Here is an 18,284-nt window from a genome sequence, read left to right on the forward strand (position 1 = left end):
CTCCCTCGTGGACGCCTAACGGCCCGCGCCGTACTCCGCGAGGAAGAGCGCCTCGGCCGTGATGATCCGGCGGAGCTCCTCGAGGTCGACCCGCTCGTTGGGGGCGTGGATGGCGGCGCCCTCGTCCTCGGCGCCGTACAGCAGGATCTCGGCCGCCGGGAAGCGGCGGGCGAGGGTGGCGACCAGCGGGATCGACCCGCCCTGGCCGACCTGGCGCGGCGCCCGGCCGAAGGCGCGCTCCAGCGCCCGCTCGACCGCGCCGCGCGCCGGGCCCTCCGCCCCCGCCTGGAAGCCCGAGCCCGTGACGAAGTCGCTGAAGCTCACCTTGACGCCCCAGGGCGCGACCTTCTCCAGGTAACCGGTCACGTCGTTGAGCGCGGTCTTGGCGTCGCCCGAGGCCGGGATGCGGACGGTGACCCGCGCCCGGGCGACCGCCTGGACCGCGTTGATCGCGCCCGTCACGGTCGGCACGTCGAGCCCCGTGACGGTGATCGCGTACGACGCCCAGAGGCGGTCGGCGAGCGAGCCGGTGCCGACGAGGGAGACCCCGTCGAGCACTCCCGCCGTCGCGCGGAACTCGTCCTCGGAGTCGCTCGCGCCCGGGAACACGCCGCGCGCCAGGCCCGGCACCCGGACGTCGCCGTTGTCGTCGTGCATGGCGGTCAGCATGCGCATCAGCGCCGACAGCGCGTCGGGGGCGGCGCCGCCGAACGCGCCGCTGTGCACGGCCTCGGCCAGCGTGCGGACCTCGACGGTGAACGCCGCCATCCCGCGCAGCGACGTGGTGAGCGCCGGCTCCCCGACCCTGGGGTTGCCGCAGTCGGCGATGACCATGGCGTCGGCCCGCACGAGCTCGGGGTTGGCCTCGACGAAATCCTCCAGGCGCTCCCCGGCGTACTCCTCCTGGCCCTCCACGATGACCTTGATCCCCACGGGGAACCGGCCCTGGAAGGCGCGCAGCGCCGCCACGTGGGTCATCACGCCGCTCTTGTCGTCGGCCGCGCCCCTGCCGTACATCGCGCCGTCGACCACGGTGGGCTCGAACGGCGGCGTGCGCCACAGGGCGGTGTCGCCCGCGGGCTGCACGTCGTAGTGCGCGTAGAGGAGGACGGTGGGCGCGCCGGGCGGCGCGGGCGCCTCGCCGTACACGGCCGGGTAGCTGCCCTCGACCGGGATCTGCCGGACCTCGGGGAGGCCGGCGCTGCGCAGCAGCCGCTCGGTGAGGGCCGCGGCCTCCAGGACGGGCGCCTCCGCGTGGCCGGGGAAGGCCACGGACGGAATGGTCACCAGCCTCGTGAGGTCCTCGACCGTCTGCGGCATCCCCGCCTCGACGGCGCTCTCGATCTCCTCGGGTGTCACGGCGTTTTCTCCCGGATATGCGTTGTTCACGACGTTGTGAGCTGCTGGTCGGACCCCATTGCACCACACGGCGGGACGAGGTCGCCGGGGACGCACGGCGGACCGGCCGCAGCAGGGGCTGCGCAGGGTCTGGACGCTCCCAATGTACGGTCACGGATTTCGTTGCTGTTACAACCCGATATCGCGGATTCCGAACTTCTTGCAGAGTGACACCACGTAATCACTTGGCAAAACGCAGAAGTGGCATGCACACTGTCCACAGCACGGATCACCTTAGGGAAGGTTGCGATGACGCGCCCCGACGTTCTCAAGGCCGCACAGGACAATCTCTGGATGCACTTCACCCGGCACAGCTCCTACGAGGACGCCGAGGTGCCGATGATCGTGCGGGGCGAGGGGGCCTACGTCTACGACATCCACGGCAAGCGGTACCTCGACGGCCTGGCCGGGCTGTTCGTGGTCCAGGTGGGCCACGGCCGCGCCGAGCTCGCGGAGGCCGCGGCGAAGCAGGCCCAGGAGCTCGCGTTCTTCCCGCTCTGGTCGTACGCCCACCCGAAGGCCGCGGAGCTGGCCGCCCGGCTCGCGGACCTCACCCCCGGCGACCTCAACCGGGTCTTCTTCACCACGGGCGGCGGCGAGGCCGTCGAGTCGGCGTGGAAGCTCGCCAAGCAGTACTTCAAGACCCAGGGCAAGCCGATGAAGACCAAGGTCGTCAGCCGGTCCATCGCCTACCACGGCACTCCCCAGGGCGCCCTGTCGATCACCGGCATCCCCGCGCTCAAGCAGATGTTCGAGCCGCTCGTCCCCGGCGCGCTCAAGGCCCCCAACACGAACCTGTACCGCGCCGACGAGATCAGCGGCTTCCCCGGCATGGAGAAGGACGCCGAGGCCTTCGGGCGTTGGGCCGCCGACCAGGTCGGCAAGGCCATCGAGATGGAGGGCCCGGAGACCGTGGCCGCCGTCTTCGTCGAGCCGGTGCAGAACGCCGGGGGCTGCTTCCCGCCGCCGCCCGGATACTTCCGGCGCCTGCGGGAGATCTGCGACGCCTACGACGTGCTGCTGGTGTCGGACGAGGTCATCTGCGCCTTCGGCCGCCTCGGCACGATGTTCGGCGGGCAGAAGTTCGACTACGTGCCGGACATCATCACCTGTGCGAAGGGCCTGACCAGCGGGTACTCGCCCATCGGCGCCATGATCGCCTCTGAGCGGCTGTTCGAGCCGTTCAAGAGCGGCACGGAGTCGTTCGCGCACGGGTACACCTTCGGCGGCCACCCGGTGTCGGCCGCCGTGGCCCTCGCCAACCTCGACATCTTCGAGCGCGAGGACCTGCTCGGCCACGTCACCGCCAACGAGCCGGTCTTCCGGGCCACCCTGGACAAGCTCCTCGACCTGCCGATCGTGGGCGACGTACGCGGGTCGGGCTACTTCTACGGGATCGAGCTCGTCAAGGACAAGTCGACCAAGCAGACCTTCAACGACGAGGAGTCGGAGCGGCTGCTGCGCGGCTTCCTGTCGAAGGCCCTGTACGACGCCGGGCTGTACTGCCGGGCCGACGACCGAGGGGACCCGGTCGTCCAGCTCGCGCCGCCGCTCATCTGCGGCCCCAAGGAGTTCGACGAGATCGAGTCGATCCTCCGTTCGGTGCTCACCGAGGCGTGGGCCCGTCTCTGACCGAATGCGCCCGGCGGCCGGCCCCGCCTCGGCCCGGCCGCCGGGAATCCTGAAAGGACCTGTTCCATGAAGATCGGCGTGCCTGCCGAGGTCAAGAACCACGAATACCGCGTCGCCGCGACTCCCGCGGGCGTGCACGAGCTCGTCCGCCACGGCCACGAGGTCACCGTCCAGCAGGGGGCGGGCCTCGGCTCGCACATCACGGACGAGGAGTACCTCGCCGCCGGCGCCAAGATCGTTGAGCGCGCCGACGACGTCTGGGGCGAGTCGGAGATGATCCTCAAGGTCAAGGAGCCGATCGCCGAGGAGTACCACCGGCTCCGCGCGGACCAGGTCCTGTTCACCTACCTCCACCTGGCCGCCTCGCGGCCCTGCACCGACGCCCTGCTCCAGGCCGGGACGACCGCCGTCGCGTACGAGACGGTCCAGGCCGGCGGCGCCCTGCCGCTGCTCGCGCCGATGTCGGAGGTCGCGGGCCGCCTCGCCCCGCAGGTCGGCGCCTACAACCTGATGCGCTTCAACGGCGGGCGCGGCGTGCTGCCCGGCGGCGTCCCGGGCGTCGCGCCGGCCAAGGTCGTCGTCATCGGCGGCGGCGTCTCCGGCCTCAACGCGGCGCAGATCGCCGTCGGAATGGGCGCGGACGTGTCGATCCTCGACGTGAACATCGACCGGCTGCGCTTCATCGACGCCGTCTACCAGGGCCGCCTGAAGACGATCGTGTCGACCTCGTACGCCATCGAGCGCGCCGTGCTGGAGGCCGACCTCGTCATCGGCGCCGTGCTCATCCCCGGCGCCAAGGCCCCGACGCTCGTGTCCAACGAGCTGGTCTCCCGCATGCGGCCGGGCTCGGTGCTCGTGGACATCGCGATCGACCAGGGCGGCTGCTTCGAGGACTCCCGCCCGACCACGCACGCCGACCCGACGTTCCGGGTGCACAACTCGATCTTCTACTGCGTGGCCAACATGCCGGGGTCGGTGGCCAACACGTCCACGTACGCGCTGACGAACGCCACCCTCCCGTACGCGGTGAAGCTGGCCGACAAGGGGTGGCGGGACGCGCTGCGTGCCGACGACGCCCTGCGGCTCGGCCTGAACACCCACGCCGGCGTGCTCACCAACGAGCCCGTCGCGGTGGCGCACGACCTGCCGTACACCCCGGCCGCCGAGGTCCTCGCCGCGGCCTGATCCGACGCGGAGACCGCCGCCGTGCCCTTCGGCGCGGCGGCGGTCTCGCGTTCGCGCGTCAGCGGACGTCGAGTCGTCTGCGCAGGTCGCGCGCGGTGCCCAGGAGGTGTTCGACCTCGGCGGCCGTGGGCCACGGGCCCGTGCCGGGGGTGAGGAGGGCCGCCCGCACCGAGCCGAGGTGGCCGACGGCGGACGCGTGCAGGCCGCTCGCCTCCGCCACCCAGGCGACGGCGTCGGCCCCCTCCGGCATGCCGCGGGTGACCGCGTCCCAGGTGCCGAGGATCTCCGCCAGATCGGCCGGGTCCGGCGCCGCGTCGCCCCGCCGTCCCGACGTGGCGGCGGCCAGCTCCGCCCGCGCCGCCGTCTCGGGGTCCGCGGGACGGTCCCAGTACGGCGGGGGGGAGTCGAGCAGGCACGGCTCCGCGTCCGGCGACCGGCCGATGAGGGACAGCAGCGTCCGCAGCTCCATGGCGGCCCGGTAGTGGCCGCGCGCCGCCGCCTGGCGGAACCAGTGCACCCCGCCCTTGAGGTCGTTGTGCTCGGCGACCAGCAGCAGCCCCAGGTGGTAGGCCCCCTCGGGGTCGTCCGCCTCCGCGGCCCGGCCGAACCAGTGGGCCGCGGCCAGGCGGTCGCCGAGCTCCAGGCACGTCACCCCGGCCATCCGCCGGGCCTCCCGGTGGCCGCCGCGCGCGGCGCGCTCGAAGCAGGCGCGGGCGGTGCGCACGTCCTGGCCGGCCAGGGCCATGCCGCCGAGCCGGTACGCCGCGCCCGGGTGCTCGGCCCGGAAGGCCAGCCGGTAGAACGTCTCTGCGCCCTCGGCGTCTCCGGTGGCCTCCAGCAGCAGGCCCAGGTGGTGGGCCGCAGCGGCGTCGCCGCCCCGGGCCGCGTACTCCCACCAGTGCCGGGCCTCCTCCGCGTCGCCCGCGGCGTAGCCGAGGAAGCCGAGGTCGCCGGCCGACCTCAGGTCGCCGTCGAGGGCCGCCCGGCGGTGCCAGCGGCGGGCGCCCGTGCCGTCTCCGGCGTCCTCGCACAGCAGCGCGAGCCGGTGGGCGGCGTGGCGGGAGCCGTCCTCCGCGGCCCGCTCGAACCAGTGCCGCGCTCCCGGCACGTCGCCCCAGCGGTCGAGCAGCAGGGTGGCGAGGTGGGTGGCGGCGTCGGCGTCGCCGGTCCTGGCGGCCCGCTCGAACCAGGCGACGGCCTCCTCCGAGGTGCCGTGCCGCTCGTGCCAGACACCGAGGTTGTAGGCGCTGTCGACGTGGCCCGCGCCCGCCGCCCGCTCCCACCACTGCCGGGCCGCCGCCCGGTCGCCGCGCTCCGCGTACAGGCGGCCGAGGAGGTGGGCCGCTCCCGCGTCGCCCTCCGTGGCCGTGGCGAGCAGCCGCGCCTCCGCGGGGTCCCCGGGCTCGGGGACGCGCGGGACCGGGAACCCGGGCCACGCCGGTGCCGCCTCCGTTGCTCCCACTAATGTCATGCGCACAGATTCGCATGTGACCATGCCGTCACGGAGGGTTATTGCGAAGACCTTTGGCCGAGTGATGACCCTTCGAAGCTGATGAAACCCACGTACATTCCCATGCCGCACGCATAGCGCAACCGCCCCGCCGGGCGGGCGGGCAGCCGCACGGACCGCTCGCCGGTCACGGGCAGGACGACGTCGCGGTCCTCGATCGAGAGCGTGCGGGTGCAGCCGCGGTTGTCCGCGGTCCGGAACAGGATCTCGACGGGACGGCCGGCCGCGGCGCTCACCACGCCCGGCCGGAAGCCGTCGCCGGTCGCCCAGACCGTGACGCGCTGTGTGCCGTCCGGCCCGGCGACGGCGCGCCCCACGGAGGCGGGGGAGCCGAGGTCCGGCAGCCAGCCGCCGAGCCGCAGGCCGGATGCGACCGTGACGAGCCCGGCGACGAGCGCCGCGGCACCGGCCAGGGCCGCCAGCCGGGCCGAGGCGAGGCCGCGCGCCAGCAGGCCGAGCGCCGCGAACACGGGAGACGTGCCGGCCGCGAGCCCGGCGAGCACCGCCGCGCCGCCGAGCGCGCTGCCCGTGGAGACGGCCACGACCTCCAGGCCGACCGTCACCCCGCACGGGACGAGGATCGTGGCGAGGCCCAGCGCGAGGGCGCGCGGGAGGGTCCGGTCCGGCGCGCGGCCCGTGGGAGCGGGCGGGTGGGCGGCGCACCCGGGCGCGCCGCGCCGGCGCAGGAGGCGGACGGCGAGGGTGAGGACGGCGATCCCGGCGGCGACGAGCAGATCGGCCCGCACCTTCGGGCCGATCTGCACGGCGGCGCCGGCGAGCCCGAGCAGGGCCCCGGCCGCGGCGTGGGAGGCGAGCCTCCCGGCGATGAACGCCGCTACGGCCGCCACGTCCCCGCGCTCCAGACGGCCCGCCGCCCGCCCCGGTGCGGCGGCCGGGCCGCCGGAGGGCCCTGCCTCCCGGCCCCCCGGATCGTCCGGGAGGCCGGGCCGGTCGGCGGCGTCGTGGCCGCAGTCGCAGGCGGAGGGCGCGGCGCGCGGCGCCGGGCGTACGACGCCGATGAGGAGGCCGCCCTGCACCGCGGCGCACGACGCCGTGCCCGTGGCCAGGCCGGCGGCGAGCCCGCCGGCGAACAGAGCGGCCGGGTTCACGTCAGCGGGCGAGCGCGAGGTCGTCCAGCGCCCCCGTCTTCGCCGCCTCCACGAGCGAGCCGAGCTGGTCGATGCTCATCTCCACCTTCTGGCCGAAGTCGTCGGTGATGACGACCTGCCGCTCGGCCGGGGCGGCCATGTCCACGAACAGCTCGGGACAGCCGCAGCTGCAGTTGCCGCAGAAACGCGCGATGGACTTCACGGAGTCCTCCTCCGAACGGGTGCCGTTTCTCGCAACGTACGGTGGCCGTTCAGGGACGACCAGTAACAGTTCGGTGCCCGCCGGGGACACTCGTGTGGCCGTCCGCTGCCGCCGACGCCCTCGACTTCTCCCGCGCTGTCGTGGACTCCTCCCACGTCAGAGCGTTAAGAGGGGGGCGCAGACCGGCCCGAGCCCGGTCGACCGAGGCCCAGCATCACCGGCTGAGCCGGCGCCGCACCGAAGCCGGCCGTGTGATGGACACGGCAGGGCCCGCGCCGGTCGAGGCGCGGGCCCTTGGAGGTGAAGCGTCAGTGGCCGGAGCCGGACTCGAGGAGGCGGTCGCCGGGGTTGCACAGCTCCCCGGTGAAGAAGGTGCTGCCGGGCACGCACCGCCACATGCTCGGGTTGGTGTAACTCGGGGCGAGGCGGACGTTCGTCGCCTGTTCGAGGGCGTAGCCGTCGGCGAGGAGGGTCGACTCGCTGAATGCCGTGCCGACGAGCGTGACACCGATCGGGTTGTGGCCCGCGGAGCTGGCCGTGGCGCCGTACCCCGCGGGAAGCGTCAGCACCGGGTAGCCCGCGCGGTCGGCGTAACCGACGAGCGCGCTGCCGCTCGGCACCATGACGGCGTCGAAGTCATCAGACTTGTCGCCGGGCGTTCCGTTGCCGAGGATGGCGTCGATCAACGCCCGGTTGGACGCCCTGCCCGCCTCCAGGTCAGCCGTGTACGCCGCGCCGGTGGCGGGGTCGGACAGGTCGACCGCCTGGGCGGCGAGAAGCTGACCCTGCTGATACTTCAGCCCCTCCACCGGGTTGGCGTTGTTGTAGTCGATGATCGCCTGCAGTGACCGGGCTCCGGAGCCGCGCCGGATGCCGGACAGGTAGGTGTTCAGATCGCGCTTGAATTCGCTCGGCACGACGCTCGCCGGGTCGGGACTCGGCACGCCGATCGTCACCTGGGTGGTCGTGGCCCCGAGCGTCTGCAGGGCGGTCACCATCTCGGGGTACGGCGCGGCCGCGCTCGCCACGACGGCGATCTTCTTGCCTTGCAGTGCGGTCGTGGACAGACCCGCGGTGTAGTCCTTGACGGGCGCGCTCGCCGTCGCCGGGTCGGCGGGGTCGGGCCCGGCGATCGCGGTGAGCGCGCTCGCCGCGTCGTACACCGTGCGGGCTATCGGCCCGGGCGCGTCCTGCGACCGGGCGACCGGCAGGACGCCGGTGCGGCTGACCAGCCCGACCGTCGGCTTCAGGCCGACGACGCCCGCCGCGTCGGCGGGGGCCACCAGCTGGGCCGAGTCGGGGGACGTCTCCATGCCGAGGGTGAACGCCGCCAGTCCCGACGCCGTCGCCGCCGCCGAGCCACCGGACGAACCCGCCGGGGTCTTGTCGGTGTCGGAGGGCAGGAGCACCTGACCTGCGAGGGAGGAGTACCCCTTCGGCATGTTCGCGTCAAAGACGCCGTTCAGCTCGGAGATGTTCGTCTTGCCGAGGATGATGGCCCCGGCGGCCTTGAGCTTGGCGGCGACCGTGGAGTCGCGGCCCGGCTGGAGGTCCTGCAGGGCGATCGAGCCGCCCGTCGTCGCCAGCGAGTCCACGTCGAAACCGTCGTTGAGCAGCACGGGGAGGCCGAAAAGCGGCCCGAGCGGCGACTTCTTGCCCTTCTTGTCCCTGTCGACCTTGTCCCGCTCGCGGTCGGCCGCACGGGCCTCCTTGATGGCGTCCTGGTTGATCGAGCGCACCGCCTGGGTGGCCGGTCCCTCGGCGTTCGTCAGCGCGATCCGATAGAGGTACGCCTTGACGAGGTCCTCCGAGGTCAGCGTGCCGGCGGCCAGCCTGGCGGCCAGGCTCTGCGCCGACTCCGTCTCCAGCGAGAACGGCAGCGGATTGGGCGCCTTGCCGAGCATGCGCATGATGGTGTCGTAGCCGGGGTTGCAGTGCCCGCGTTCCGCGAAGGGCTCGGCCGGGACCGTCTCCGCGCAGCGGTACATGCTCGGATTCACCGAACCGGCCGTCTGGCGCAGGTGGGTGGCCTGCTCGATGACGTAGCCGACGCCGATCAGGTTGTACTCGTCGTACGCGTTCCCGTGGACCTGGACATTGAGCGCGCGGCGGGTGGTGGCGGCGTATCCCATCGGGATCGTGATCGAGGGGTACCCGGCCTGCGGCCCGTTCGGGACGCTGCCGAGGATCGCGATCACGGGGTCCGCGGGCTGGGCCGGGTCGGAGTTGGTGTAGGTCATCATGTCGTCGATGGCCTTGTGCCAGGCCGCTTTGCGGATGGGCAGGTTCTTCCGGTAGGCGACCTCGTTGGCTCCGCCGGGGGTGATGTCGGCGAGCGAGGCGGTGACGTGGTTGTTGTTGCCGTATTTCAGTGCTTGCTGGGCATTGGCCTGGTTATCGGCCACCTCCTGGACCAGCGACTGGATGGGCGCCTGCGGGCCGAGCCGCTTGTAGTACTCGTCGATCGTCTTGTGCTGCTCGTACCCGCTCGGCAGGCTCGGCAGCGTGCCGATCGTCGCGGTCGGCCGCGGCACCATGATCGCGCCCGCGGCGACCAGCGCGTCGTATGCGATCTTGAGCGGGCTGCCGTCCGTCAGCGTGCCGTTGTAGCCGATCTTCTTGCCCTTGACGAAGCCGACGTCCAGCGCCGCCATGTAGTCCGGCACCTGCGCCGGCGGCGTGGGGATGACGCCGGTGGCCAGGTAGTCGGATCCGAAGATCGCGCTGTACTCGGCGTCGCTGCCCGGATCGGGGCCGGCGATGGAGGCGAGGGTCATCGCGGCGTCCGACACGCTGCGGGTCATCGGCCCCGCCGTGTCCTGCGACGCGCTGATCGGCGCGATGCCGTACCCCGGGACGAGCCCGACGGTGGGCCGCAGTCCCACGAGGCTCTGGGTGCTCGACGGGCTGATGATCGAGCCCGACGTCTCCGTGCCGATGCCCAGGGTGGACAGGGCCGCGGCCATGGCCGCGCCGGTCCCGGACGACGATCCGCTGGGGTTCTGGTCGGCGTCGATCCCGTTGATCACCTGCCCGGTGAGGTTGCTGAAGCCGGACGGCTGGTTGCCGAAGCTGTTGGCGAACTCCGACAGGCCGACCTTGCCGAGGATCACGACCCCGTGCTCGCGTAGCTTCTTGGTGATCCCCGCGTCCGTCGCCGGGAACGAGTTGCGCAGCGAGTAGTTGCCTGCCGACGTGTACATGCCGGTGACGTCGACGAGGTCTTTCAGAAGGATCGGCAGCCCGTGCGCGGGCCCGAGGACGTGCCCCGCCGCCCGCTGCCGGTCGGCCTGCGCCGCTTCCTTCAGCGCATCCGAATTGAGCTGCGTTACGGCGTTCAGCCCCGGGCCGCGCTTGTTCAGCGCCGCGATCCTGTCGATGTAGGCCTGGGTGAGCTCCACGGAGGTGAGTTGGCCCTTGGCCATCATGGCCTCGGCCTGGGCGCCGGTGAGCGTTTCCAGATCGAGGAGGGGCGGTCGATGGTCCTTGGCCGCGGCGGCCGCCGGGGTGAGCGTCGCGGTGACGGAGAGGGTGAGGAGAGCTGTGAGGGTGAAGCGGAACTTGTGCACCAACGTGCTCCTTGAGGAACCGATAGTGCGCGTGACCATATAAACGATCAGTTACCAGCGGATATCCACGATATTCCCGGCTTGAAAACTGGGACAGTCGTCCTAATCTCCGTACAACAAGCTTCACCGCCTCGGCCGTCGTCAGCACGGCGCCGCGGTGGTCGCGTCGTCAACGTCTCCAGCGGCACCGGCTCGATGGGCTGGATGACCGACCCCGGTCACTACTTCCAGGAGAGGCCGGCGTCGGTGGCCTACCCGCCGTCGAAGTCGGCGCTCAACGCGCTGACGATCCAGTACGCCAAGGAGCTGCGGCCGCACGGCATCCTCGTCAACGCGGCCGCGCCCGGCCCGTGCGACACCGACTTCGCCCGCGACATGGGGCTGGGCCTGTCCCGTACGGCCGCGCAGGGGGCGGCCGTCGCGGTGCGGCTGGCCACCCTGGGCCCGGACGGCCCGACCGGCGGCTTCTTCGACGACGACGGCCCGGTGCCGTGGTGACGACCCGTCAGAGCCACCCGGGCTTGACCAGGCCGGACTCGTAGGCGATCACCACGAGCTGGGCGCGGTCGCGGGCGTGGAGCTTGGCCATCATCCGGCTCACGTGGGTCTTGGCCGTCGCGGGCGACATGTACAGCTCGCCGGCGATCTCGTCGTTGGTCATGCCGGTCCCGACGAGGGCGAGCACCTCCCGCTCCCGCTCGGTCAGCAGGTCGAGCCCCCGTCCGAGGCCGGGCTCCTTGGCCCGCGCGACGTACTCGGCGATCAGCCGGCGGGTGACGCCCGGCGACAGCAGGGCGTCGCCGCACGCCACCACCCGTACGGCCTGGATGAGCTCGGCGGGCTCGGTGTCCTTGACGAGGAAGCCGCTCGCGCCGCCCCGCAGCGCCTCGAAGACGTACTCGTCCAGCTCGAACGTGGTCAGCATGATGATCCGGGTGGCGTCGAGCGCGGGGTCCTCGCCGATGCGCCGGGTGGCGGTCAGACCGTCCGTGCCGGGCATCCGGATGTCCATCAGCACCACGTCGGGGCGCAGCTCCCCGGCCAGCCGCACGGCCTGCTCGCCGTCGGCGGCCTCGCCCACCACCGTCATGCCGTCCTGCGCGTCGAGCAGGGCGCGGAACCCGGCCCGGACGAGTGCCTGGTCGTCGGCGAGCAGCACACGGATCACGTCGTCTCCTTCGCGGTGGTCCAGTCGGAGGGCAGGGGGAGGGCCGCGCGCACGGCGAAGCCGCCGCCCGGCCGGGGACCGGCGGACAGCGAGCCGCCCAGGGCGGCGGCCCGCTCCCGCATGCCGGGGATGCCGTTGCCGCCGCCGAGTCCCTGCTCGGGCGGCCGCCCGCCCGCGCCGTCGTCCTCGACCGCGACGACCAGGTCCCGGTCGCCGTACTCCACCCGGACGGTGACGGCCGAGCCGGGCGCGTGCCGGGAGACGTTGGTGAGCGACTCCTGGACGATCCGGTAGCCGGCCCGGTCGATCCCGGCGGGCAGGGGCCTCATGTGCCCGGTGACGTCCAGCGTCACCGGCAGGCCGCTGCGCTCGGCCAGCTCGGCCAGGTTGGCGAGACCGGCGGTGGGCGAGCGCGGCGCGCCCTCCCGCAGCAGGCTCAGCACGCCGCGCATCTCGGTCAGCACGTCCTTGGACGCCTGCTTGATGGTGGACAGCGCCGTCCGCGCCTGCTCGGGGTGGTCGTCGAGCAGGTGCAGGGCGGTGGAGGCCTGGACGTGGATCAGCGAGATGTTGTGCGCGAGCACGTCGTGGAGCTCCTGGGCCATCGTCAGCCGCTCCTCGCTCGCCTGCCGCCGGGACTCCTCCTCGGTCACCCGGGCGCGCTCGGCCAGCCGTTCCCGCCGGACCCGGCAGACCTCGGCGATCGCGAGGGTGAGCAGCAGGTACGCCGCGATGGCCGAATGGTGGAAGATCCCCTGCGGATTGGGGATCAGCCAGATGGAGTAGGCCACCATGAAGAGGAAGAACGCGACGGACGACAGCCAGGCGGCCAGACGGTGGCCGGACAGCACCGCGGCGAAGAGCACGACGATGGGGCTCAGGAAGACCGGCCCGTACGCGAAGTCGAGCAGCAGGTAGGCGCAGGTCGCGGCCATCGTGACGACGAGGGCCGGGACGGGGTGGCGGCGCCGGGCCGCGATGGCCGCCGGCCCCACGAGCAGCAGCGCGTACCCGCGCCAGTCGAGCGGCACCCGGCCGAGGTATGAGCTGTGCAGCTGGGCGTGCTGGGCGGCCGGCGACAGGATCACCTGGACGAACCCCACGATCACCGGCAGAGCGGTGTTCATCCGGGGGAACCAGGCGGAACGGGTGCGCACATCCGCACGGTAGGCCATTGCCCCTGCTCAGCGCATCCTCCCGTCGCCGCACAGCCCCCTACGACTCACGGAGTACCCGGGCCCGCCCGGGGCGCGGCGGTAAGCACTGCGTCCAAATGTGGACATTCCCGGGCCGAACTTGACTCGGGTGAGTCATGCTGGAGTGATCGCTCGCGTCGTGGAGGTCAGGGCATGAGGAGCGTCGTCGTCGCGTCACTGGGAGTCGTCACGCTGGCAGGCCTCGTGGCGCCGCCCGCGTACGCCGTACCGGACAGGGCCGGGGGGACGTCCGCCGATCCCGCCGCCGTGCGAGAGCCGTACCCGAAGCAGCCGGTGGCCGAGGGGTACGGCGGGGCGGTCGCCACGGTCGACCTCGACGCCAGCACGGCCGCGCTGAAGGTCCTCGCGCGGGGCGGCAACGCCATGGACGCGGCGGTCGCGGGGGCGGCCACGCTCGGCGTCACCGAGCCGTTCTCGGCCGGGCTCACCGGCGGCGGCTTCATCGTCTACTACGACGCCCGCCACCGGAAGGTGACCACGATCGACGGCAGGGAGACCGCGCCGCGCGCCATGACCTCGTCCGTATTCGAGGGCCTGTCGTTCGACGAGGCGGTGACCAGCGGGCTGTCGGCCGGCGTGCCCGGCAGCGTGGCGCAGTGGGACCTGGCGCTGCGCAGATACGGCACGATCCCGCTGAAGCAGGCGCTGCGCCCGGCCATCGAGACGGCCGAGAAGGGGTTCACGGTCGACCAGACCTTCCACGACCAGGTGCAGCAGAACGCGGCCCGCTTCGCGGACTTCACGTCCACCGCCGCGCTCTACCTGCCGGGCGGGCAGCCGCCGGCCGTCGGGTCCGTGTTCCGCAACCCCGACCTGGCCCGGACGTACCGGGAGCTCGGCTCCCGCGGCCCGGAATGGCTCTACGGCGGCGGGCTCGGCCAGGAGATCGTGGCCACCGTCAAGAGGCCGCCCGTGCGGCCGGGCGCCACGCGGGTGGTCCGGCCGGGGTTGATGGAGCTGACCGACCTGCGGGCGTACCGGGCCCTGGAACGGCCGCCCACGAAGATCGCGTACAAGGGTCTCGACGTGTACGGCATGGCGCCCCCGTCGTCGGGCGGCTCGACCGTCGGCGAGGCGCTGAAGATCCTGGAGGCGCTGCCGCACGTGGGGCTGCACGAGTACCTGGAGGCGTCGCGGCTGGCCTTCGCCGACCGCAACGCGTACGTGGGCGACCCGGCGTACGTCGACGTGCCGCTGGGGCAGCTGCTGTCGGACGGCTTCGCCAAGGAGCGGGCCTGCCTGATCGGCCCGCGGGCCATGCCGCACCCGGCCGCGCCCGGCACGCCCGACGGCTCGTACGGCCCGTGCCCCTCGCCCTCGGGGTCTCCCTCGGCGGCGGCCGTTCCCGCCGCTCCCGGTGAGAAGCCGGAGGGGCCCGAGACCACCCACCTCGTCGTCACCGACCGGTGGGGCGACGTCGCGGCCTACAACATCACCATCGAGCAGACCGGGGGCAACGGCATCGTCGTGCCGGGCCGGGGGGTGCTGCTCAACAACGAGCTGACCGACTTCACCTTCGGGCCCGCGCCGGGCGACCCCAACCTCCCGGCCCCCGGCAAGCGCCCGCGCTCGTCGATGGCGCCCACGATCGTGCTCAAGGGCGGCAAGCCGTTCCTGGCCGTCGGCTCGCCCGGCGGCGCGACGATCATCACGACCGTGCTGCAGATCCTCGTGAACCGGCTCGACTTCGGCATGTCGCTGCCCGACGCGATCGCCGCGCCGCGCGGCTCGCAGCGCAACACGGCCACGACGCAGGCCGAGCAGGCGTTCATCGACCGGTACGGCGAACAGCTCACGGCCCTCGGCCACACGCTGTCCCTGGCCCCCGGGCCGCCGGTCGGCGAGATCGGCGCGGCGACCGGGCTGGAGTTCCTCGGGGGCGGCCGGGTCCAGGCGGTCGCGGAGCCCGCACGGCGGGGCGGCGGGTCCGCCCTCGTCCTCAGCTCCGCGCCGGGGAAGGACGGATGAGCTCGTAGGCCTCGGGCTTCACCTTCCGGGTGCGCGCCCAGTACTCGAAGGTGAAGCCCGGCCAGATGGTCCGGTTCTTGCCGTGCTCGTCGAGGTACCAGCTCGTGCAGCCGCCCTCGGTCCACACCAGCCGGTCCAGCCGCCGCTGGAGGCGGTCGTTGTACGCGCGCTGGGCCCCCGGCCGCACGTCGACGGCCCTCGCCCCGGTGCGCGACAGCAGCCGCAGGCAGTCCATGACGTACCGGACCTGGGCCTCGATCATGAACACGACCGAGGTGTGGCCGAGGCCGGTGTTCGGGCCGAGCAGGAAGAACAGGTTGGGGAAACCGGCCGTGCTGACCCCCAGGTACGCCTCGACGCCGTCGCGCCACGCGTCCTGGATCTTGAGGCCGTTCCGCCCGATGATCCGCTGCTCGTTGAGCGCGTCGACCACCTTGAAACCGGTGCCGTAGACGATCACGTCGACCTCGTGCTCCCTGCCGGTCGCGTCGACGATCGACCGTTCCCTGATCTCGGTCACCCGGTCAGTGACCAGCTCGACGTTCTCCCTGGTCAGAGCGGGATAGTAGTCGCTGGACAGCAGGATGCGCTTGCAGCCGATCGTGTAGTCGGGGGTCAGCCTGGCCCGCAGCGCCGGGTCGGCGACCTGGGCGGCGAGGTGCCGTTCGGCCATCCGCCGATGGACCTTCATCAGGCGCGGGTCGATGGTGAACCCGACGGCCCGGGTCTCCAGCAGCCAGTAGATCGTGTCGCGCAGCGCGCGGGCGGCGACGGGCGTCCGCAGGGCCCGCCGCATGCGCTCGGGGATCTCGACGTCGGGCTTGGGCTGGATCCACGGCGGCGTGCGCTGGAAGACGGTCAGCCGGCCCGCCTGCCGCGCCACGACCGGCACGAACTGCACGGCCGAGGCGCCGGTGCCGATGACGGCGACCCGTGCGCCGGTGAGATCGCGGGAGTGGTCCCATCGGGCCGAGTGGAAGGCCGTGCCGGTGAACCGGTCCCGCCCCGGGATGTCGGGGAGCGAGGGCACGTGCAGGGCGCCGATGCCGGAGACGACCGCGTGGGTCTCGAAGGAGTCCCCGTCCGCCGTGGACACCCGCCACGTGGCACGCTCGTCGTCGTACTCCAGCGACGACACCTGCGCGCCGAACCGGATGTGCGGGCCGAGGCCGTACTTGTCGACGCAGGCGCGCAGGTAGTCCCAGATCTCCTGCTGGGGGGAGAACAGCCGCGACCAGCCGGGGTTGAGCTCGAAGGAGAACGAGTACAGCGGCGAGGGCACGTCGCAGGCACACCCGGGGTAGGTGTTGTCGCGCCAGGTGCCGCCCAGGTCGCCGTCCTTCTCCAGGATCACGAAGTCGTGGTAACCGGCCTCCTTGAGCTTGATCGCCATGCACAGCCCGGCGAAGCCCGAACCGATGATCGTGATACCGGGACTGGGCATGCGACCCCCTCATTCCCTATTGGATCTCGGGTCCAAATTAGGTGACGAAGAGGCGCCGGTCCAGCCCAGGCGCCCGGTGATCGGGCCGGGGCATGACAAAGCCGCCGACGGGCGCGGTCGTCGGCGGCTGGCACAGGTATGTCAGCGGACCAGGAGGTACGCCACCACAGCGAGGACGATCACCACGGCCACGCCCGCGGCGAGCCAGACCGGCAGGCGGGACGGCTTCTCGGTGGAGGACGTCGCGTCCTGCTGCTGTGCGAAGGCCCGGAACGCCTGGGTGTTCCCCGCCGGGTCGATCTGAGGGTCGGACATGGCGCAAACTCTAGCGAGAGGCGAGACCAGGCGAAGCCGATTTGTCGGATTTTACGTTTGTGTGAATCGGGGCCGATCAGGGCTTTGCTCTCACCGCCTCCGGGTTCGGGACCGCGGCGCGCGCCGGATAGCGTGTAACCATGTTCCGCACCCTGTTCGCTCCCCGGCTGGTGGCGCTCCACCTGCTGGTGATCGGGGTGCTCGTGTCGTTCACGCTGCTCGGCCGCTGGCAGCTCGGCGTCTTCGAGGCGTCCGGCAAGCCGAAGCTGGCGGCCGACCCCGTGCCCGTCCCGGTGGCCCAGCTGGCCCAGGTGGGGCGGCACATCACGACCGCCGCGGCGAGCAGGCGGGTGACGGCCGAGGGGACGTACGACGCCGCGTCGCAGCTCCTGGTGGCCGACCGGCTGCCCGATGCCACAGCCCCGGGCGGCCGCGCCGCGGCGGGCCGGGGCTTCTGGCTGCTCACGCCGCTGCGCCTGGCGGACGGCACCGAGATCCCCGTCGTACGCGGCTGGGTGCAGAAGGCCGGCGACCCCGTGTCCGCCGTCCCCGCGGGCCCGGTGACCGTGACGGGACGGCTTCAGCCCGCCGAGCAGAGCGACGAGATCCAGCGCACCGGCCCGCTGCCGGCGGGCCAGGTGGCCACCGTCTCGACGGCGGAGCTGATCAACCTGTGGCCGGACGCGCGTCTGCGGGACGGGTTCGTCGTCGCGACCGCCCAGACTCCGCCGGGCTCCGCGCGCTTCGTCGCCGTCCCGCCCCCGACGGAGGGCGTGGGGTTCAACTGGCGCAACCTCGCGTACGCCGCCCAGTGGTGGATCTTCGCGGTCTTCGCCGTCTTCATGTGGTTCCACTTCGTGCGGGACCACGTCCGGACGCGGCGGGCGGGCGCGTCCGCCGACTCAGCCGAGCCCGCGGCCCGGGAGGCGGGGGACCCTGCCCTCGCCGGCTCCCCGCGCCGCACCGCGCCGCCGGACGGACCGCCGGCGGGCCCGGATATCGTGTGATGACCATCTCCCAGCAGAGGTAATGATCGACGTGGAATCCGCGCTCAAGTTCTACCGCGTCATGGCGTACATCGTCGGCGTGATGCTGCTCGTGCTCTGCGCCGGAATGGTGGTGAAGTACGGCTTCGGCGAGGACGCCATGGTCGCGATCGTCGGCCCGATCCACGGCTTCCTGTACATGGTCTACCTGGTGGCCGCGCTCAACCTGGGCCTCAAGGCCCGCTGGAACATCCTCTACCTGATCCTCGTGCTGCTGGCCGGGACCATCCCGTTCCTGTCGTTCGTGCTGGAGCGCAACGTGACGGGGCAGGTCCGCAGGCGCATCGCCGCCGCGTCGGCCTGACCGCCCCACGCCGCGGGCGTGCGCGCGTGCCCGGCGGCGGGCACGCGCCGTCCACGCCGGCGTCCGGCCCGGAAGCCGGCCCTCGTCCAGCGGGCGCCCTGTCCGTCGTCAGCGGGCGGCCCCGGCCGTCGTCCTCGGCCGGAACGCGGCGGTCGTCCTCGGCCGGAACGCGGCGGTCGTCCTCGGCCGGAACGCGGCGGTCGTCCTCGGCCGGAAC

General features: G+C 72.7%; 15 protein-coding genes. 6 read left to right on the top strand and 9 right to left on the bottom strand.

Annotated features, from left to right (window positions below):
- Positions 1–15: 15 nt before the first annotated feature.
- Positions 16–1,359, bottom strand: a complete 1,344-nt coding sequence (locus tag Mco01_RS12190; RefSeq protein ID WP_204057009.1) for a M20/M25/M40 family metallo-hydrolase — start codon at positions 1,357–1,359, stop codon at positions 16–18.
- 288 nt (positions 1,360–1,647) lie between these two features.
- Here Mco01_RS12190 and Mco01_RS12195 point away from each other — a divergent pair, with 288 nt between their 5' ends.
- Positions 1,648–3,030: an aspartate aminotransferase family protein gene (locus tag Mco01_RS12195; RefSeq protein ID WP_204057010.1), complete on the top strand. Its 1,383-nt coding sequence runs from the start codon at positions 1,648–1,650 to the stop codon at positions 3,028–3,030.
- 66 nt (positions 3,031–3,096) lie between these two features.
- Complete coding sequence (gene ald, locus Mco01_RS12200) at positions 3,097–4,215, top strand: alanine dehydrogenase (protein ID WP_036327724.1); 1,119 nt, start codon at positions 3,097–3,099, stop codon at positions 4,213–4,215.
- A 58-nt stretch (positions 4,216–4,273) separates the two neighbouring features.
- On the opposite strand, the gene Mco01_RS12205 is transcribed toward ald, so the two are convergent.
- The 4 genes from Mco01_RS12205 to Mco01_RS12220 form a co-directional block, all read right to left on the bottom strand.
- Positions 4,274–5,686, bottom strand: coding sequence for a tetratricopeptide repeat protein (locus Mco01_RS12205; protein WP_204057011.1), 1,413 nt, complete (start codon positions 5,684–5,686; stop codon positions 4,274–4,276).
- Positions 5,687–5,724: 38 nt separating this feature from the next.
- On the bottom strand, positions 5,725–6,834 hold the full coding sequence (locus Mco01_RS12210) for an urease accessory protein UreH domain-containing protein (protein WP_204057012.1): 1,110 nt from the start codon (positions 6,832–6,834) through the stop codon (positions 5,725–5,727).
- 1 nt (position 6,835) lies between these two features.
- Positions 6,836–7,036, bottom strand: a complete 201-nt coding sequence (locus tag Mco01_RS12215) for a hypothetical protein (protein ID WP_036327720.1) — start codon at positions 7,034–7,036, stop codon at positions 6,836–6,838.
- Between the two features lie 308 nt (positions 7,037–7,344).
- A complete protein-coding gene (locus Mco01_RS12220; protein ID WP_204057013.1) occupies positions 7,345–10,605 on the bottom strand; it encodes an amidase family protein in 3,261 nt (1,086 codons plus the stop codon).
- Between the two features lie 81 nt (positions 10,606–10,686).
- Here Mco01_RS12220 and Mco01_RS39065 point away from each other — a divergent pair, with 81 nt between their 5' ends.
- Positions 10,687–11,103: an SDR family NAD(P)-dependent oxidoreductase gene (locus Mco01_RS39065; RefSeq protein WP_275410486.1), complete on the top strand. Its 417-nt coding sequence runs from the start codon at positions 10,687–10,689 to the stop codon at positions 11,101–11,103.
- A 7-nt stretch (positions 11,104–11,110) separates the two neighbouring features.
- Here the strand turns inward: Mco01_RS39065 and Mco01_RS12230 are convergent, their stop codons facing one another.
- Complete coding sequence (locus Mco01_RS12230; RefSeq protein WP_036327719.1) at positions 11,111–11,773, bottom strand: response regulator; 663 nt, start codon at positions 11,771–11,773, stop codon at positions 11,111–11,113.
- Complete coding sequence (locus Mco01_RS12235) at positions 11,770–12,930, bottom strand: sensor histidine kinase (protein ID WP_239103549.1); 1,161 nt, start codon at positions 12,928–12,930, stop codon at positions 11,770–11,772. Before Mco01_RS12235 ends, Mco01_RS12230 begins: the two co-directional genes overlap by 4 nt.
- 192 nt (positions 12,931–13,122) lie before the next feature.
- Between Mco01_RS12235 and ggt the strand changes: the two genes are divergently transcribed.
- Positions 13,123–14,958 (top strand): gamma-glutamyltransferase, encoded by a 1,836-nt coding sequence (gene ggt, locus Mco01_RS12240; RefSeq protein ID WP_204057014.1) that lies wholly within the window; start codon positions 13,123–13,125, stop codon positions 14,956–14,958.
- Here ggt and Mco01_RS12245 read toward each other — a convergent pair.
- Complete coding sequence (locus tag Mco01_RS12245; protein ID WP_204057015.1) at positions 14,930–16,402, bottom strand: flavin-containing monooxygenase; 1,473 nt, start codon at positions 16,400–16,402, stop codon at positions 14,930–14,932. The two genes, ggt and Mco01_RS12245, sit on opposite strands and share 29 nt — an antisense overlap.
- Positions 16,403–16,543: 141 nt before the next feature.
- Positions 16,544–16,717: a hypothetical protein gene (locus tag Mco01_RS12250; protein ID WP_204057016.1), complete on the bottom strand. Its 174-nt coding sequence runs from the start codon at positions 16,715–16,717 to the stop codon at positions 16,544–16,546.
- Between the two features lie 140 nt (positions 16,718–16,857).
- Here Mco01_RS12250 and Mco01_RS12255 point away from each other — a divergent pair, with 140 nt between their 5' ends.
- Positions 16,858–17,724 carry an SURF1 family protein gene (locus Mco01_RS12255; protein ID WP_204057017.1) on the top strand — a complete coding sequence of 289 codons (867 nt, stop codon included), beginning with the start codon at positions 16,858–16,860 and terminating at the stop codon, positions 17,722–17,724.
- A 22-nt stretch (positions 17,725–17,746) separates the two neighbouring features.
- Positions 17,747–18,067, top strand: coding sequence for a DUF3817 domain-containing protein (locus Mco01_RS12260; RefSeq protein ID WP_232326598.1), 321 nt, complete (start codon positions 17,747–17,749; stop codon positions 18,065–18,067).
- Positions 18,068–18,284 lie beyond the last annotated feature (217 nt).

This window comes from Microbispora corallina, from assembly GCF_016863035.1.
Lineage (GTDB): Bacteria > Actinomycetota > Actinomycetes > Streptosporangiales > Streptosporangiaceae > Microbispora > Microbispora corallina.